The organism is Elioraea sp. (assembly GCF_051860475.1).
GTDB lineage: Bacteria > Pseudomonadota > Alphaproteobacteria > Acetobacterales > Acetobacteraceae > Elioraea.
On record NZ_JBHYDW010000107.1, the window covers coordinates 1 to 3,096 of the forward strand.

The window sequence follows — 3,096 nt, forward strand, 5'->3', positions numbered from 1 at the left end:
AGCGACTTCAACATCGTGATCGACAACCACGGCACGGCAGCGAACGTGACGGTCGCGCGCGCGACCGCCCACATCAAGTTCCGCTACAGCCGCAATGTCGATCCGGCACCAGTGGTGGCCGCGGTGCGCGAGGCAGCGGAGGGCAACGGTGTCGAGCTCGAGGAGCGGCACGAGGGCGCGCCGCCGCAGCTGCCTGAGGACCATCCCCTGGTCGCCGCCGCCGTGGCCGAAACCGGCAAGCCCGCCAAGACCGCGCCCTACGGCACCGACGCCTCTGAGCTGCAGGCGATCGCGCCCTGCATCGTGCTCGGCCCGGGCGGCGTGGACACCGCCCATACGCCGCACGAGCGCGTCGCGGTCGCCGATCTTGCGGCCGGGCCGCCCGTGCTGCTGCGCCTCGCCGCGCGCGTCGCCGCGCTGCCGTGACGGCGCTCCGGCGCCTGTTCGATCGGATCAGGCCGGGCGGCCGCATCGCCGAGCCCGACTACGCCGGACTGGATCCGGCGGGCGTCGTGCAGGCGCGGCTCGACTACCTGCGCGCGTGGTACGAGGAAAGCGCCGTCGCCAACCAGTTCCTCTATCGGCTGCTCAAGGGGGTGCAGATCGCGCTCACGGCCTTCGTGCCGGTGTTCGCGCTGATCGGCAGCCCGTGGGTCGCGGCAACCGCCGGCGCGCTGGCAGTGCTGCTCGAGGGGCTGCTCCAGGTCGGGCGGCATCACCAGCAATGGCTTATGCACCGGGCGACGGCCGAGGCGCTGAAGCGCGAACGCGTGCGCTACCTTGCCCGCCTCGCCCCGTATGACGGCCCCGACCGACATGCGTCGCTGGCCGATTCCATCGAGCGCCTGGTCGCGGACGAACTGACGCACTGGGTCGGCAGCCGCAAGCGGCTCGACGAGACGGACGCGGCGCCGCGCGGCTGACGCGGCCGGGGGCCTGTTGCGCCGCCACAGGGGCTATGGTAACCCCCGCCGCGCCTGCGGGGGCTCGCCCCGCGGGACGTGTTTTTCGTGCCGGCGCCTCTGCCGCGCCGCATCAGAACGGGGACCGGGTCCGCGTGCCGGAGACCAATCCGCAAGTCGCCGAGATTGCCGCCGCGCTAAGGATGGCGCGCGAGGCCCGCGCCGCGGTCGATGCCATTCCCGCGCGCTACGCCGGTGGGCTGATGGCGCTGGCGCGCGAGAAGTTCGAGCAGGGCGACAGCGGGGTGTATGACCGGATCGCGCAGGGGCTCGATTCTGTTGCCGCTGCGATCGAGCAGAACCGCGGCTTCCGCCACACCCTCGAAAGCCCGCTGATCCAGGCCGATACCCAGCTCAAGGCGGTACTCGCGGTGCTCGACAGCGAGGCCACCGGCGTCAGCGTCCCGCGCGAGGTGCGCAACTTCCTCGGCGTCGTGATCCGCAACCGCCGTGCCGCGCTGCTCGCGCGCATCATCGCCGCGTTCCGTGCGCTCGATGCCGAGCGGCGCGGTGAGGAGCGGGCCGAGGTCGTCTCGGCCGTGAAGCTCGACGACACCCAGCGCGCGCAGCTGCTCGCCTCGCTGAACCGCGCGGGCCATGCCCGCGTGCGCCTGACCGAGCGGGTCGATCCCGCCATCCTCGGGGGGCTCGTGCTGAAGCTCGGCTCGCGCCTCTACGATTCGTCCATCAGGAGCCGTCTGCAGCGGCTCGCCCATGCCATGAAGGGGGCCGCCTGACATGGAGATCCGTCCTGCCGAGATCTCGCAGATCCTGAAGCAGCAGATTGCCAACTTCGAGGACGAGGCCGACGTCGCCGAGGTCGGCCAGGTGCTGAGCGTCGGCGACGGCATCGCGCGCGTGTTCGGTCTGTCGTCCGTCATGGCCGGCGAGATGGTCGAGTTTCCCGGTGCCGGCGTGCGCGGCATGGCGCTCAACCTCGAGACCGACAATGTCGGCGTGGTGATCTTCGGCGACGACCGGGCGATCCGGGAAGGCGACACGGTGAAGCGCACCGGCGCGATCGTCGAGGTGCCGGTCGGCAAGGGCCTGCTCGGTCGCGTGGTCGATCCGCTTGGCAACCCGATCGACGGCAAGGGCCCGATCGAGGCGGCCGAGCGTCGGCGCGTCGACGTCAAGGCGCCGGGCATCATCCCCCGCCGCTCGGTGCATGAGCCGATGCAGACGGGCATCAAGGCGATCGACGCGCTGATCCCGATCGGGCGGGGCCAGCGCGAGCTGATCATCGGCGACCGCCAGACCGGCAAGACGGCGGTGATCATCGACACGATCATCAACCAGCGGAAGATCAACGAGGCCGGCGAGGAAAGCCAAAAGCTCTACTGCATCTATGTCGCGATCGGGCAGAAGCGCTCCACCGTGGCGCAGCTCGTCAAGACACTCGAGGAGTATGGCGCGATGGAGTACTCCATCGTCGTCGCGGCCACCGCCTCGGAGCCGGCGCCATTGCAGTATCTTGCGCCTTATTCGGGCTGCGCGATGGGCGAGTACTTCCGCGACAACGGCATGCACGCGGTGATCTTCTACGACGACCTCTCCAAGCAGGCCGTCGCGTACCGCCAGATGTCGCTGCTGCTGCGCCGCCCGCCGGGTCGTGAGGCCTATCCGGGCGACGTGTTCTACCTGCACTCGCGCCTGCTCGAGCGCGCGGCCAAGATGAACGCGGACAACGGCTCGGGCTCGCTCACGGCGCTGCCGGTGATCGAGACCCAGGCGGGAGACGTGTCAGCCTACATTCCGACCAACGTCATCTCGATCACGGACGGCCAGATCTTCCTGGAAACCGAACTGTTCTATCGCGGCATTCGCCCGGCGGTGAACGTCGGCATCTCGGTCAGCCGCGTCGGCTCGGCGGCCCAGGTGAAGGCGATGAAGCAGGTGGCAGGGCGCATCAAGCTCGAACTCGCGCAGTACCGCGAGATGGCCGCCTTCGCGCAGTTCGCTTCCGACCTCGATGCTGCCACACAGCGCCTGCTCGCACGCGGCGCACGGCTGACGGAGCTGCTCAAGCAGCCGCAGTTCCAGCCCGTCCCGGTCGAGGAGCAGGTGGTGGCGATCTTCGCCGGCACGCGCGGGTATCTCGACCCGATCAAGGTCGAGGACGTGGGGCGGTTCG

4 protein-coding genes are annotated in these 3,096 nt (G+C 70.0%); all 4 read left to right on the forward strand.

Annotated elements, in window-relative coordinates; all coding sequences use genetic code 11:
- The coding region (locus tag ACTIFU_RS16885; RefSeq protein ID WP_439579488.1) for a M20/M25/M40 family metallo-hydrolase at positions 1-426 on the forward strand (426 nt) is incomplete at its 5' end.
- Complete coding sequence (locus tag ACTIFU_RS16890) at positions 423-923, forward strand: DUF4231 domain-containing protein (protein ID WP_439579489.1); 501 nt, start codon at positions 423-425, stop codon at positions 921-923. The genes ACTIFU_RS16885 and ACTIFU_RS16890, both read left to right, overlap by 4 nt.
- A 134-nt stretch (positions 924-1,057) precedes the next feature.
- Positions 1,058-1,699, forward strand: a complete 642-nt coding sequence (gene atpH / locus ACTIFU_RS16895; RefSeq protein WP_439579490.1) for an ATP synthase F1 subunit delta — start codon at positions 1,058-1,060, stop codon at positions 1,697-1,699.
- A gap of 1 nt (position 1,700) precedes the next feature.
- The coding region (gene atpA / locus ACTIFU_RS16900; RefSeq protein ID WP_439579491.1) for a F0F1 ATP synthase subunit alpha at positions 1,701-3,096 on the forward strand (1,396 nt) is incomplete at its 3' end.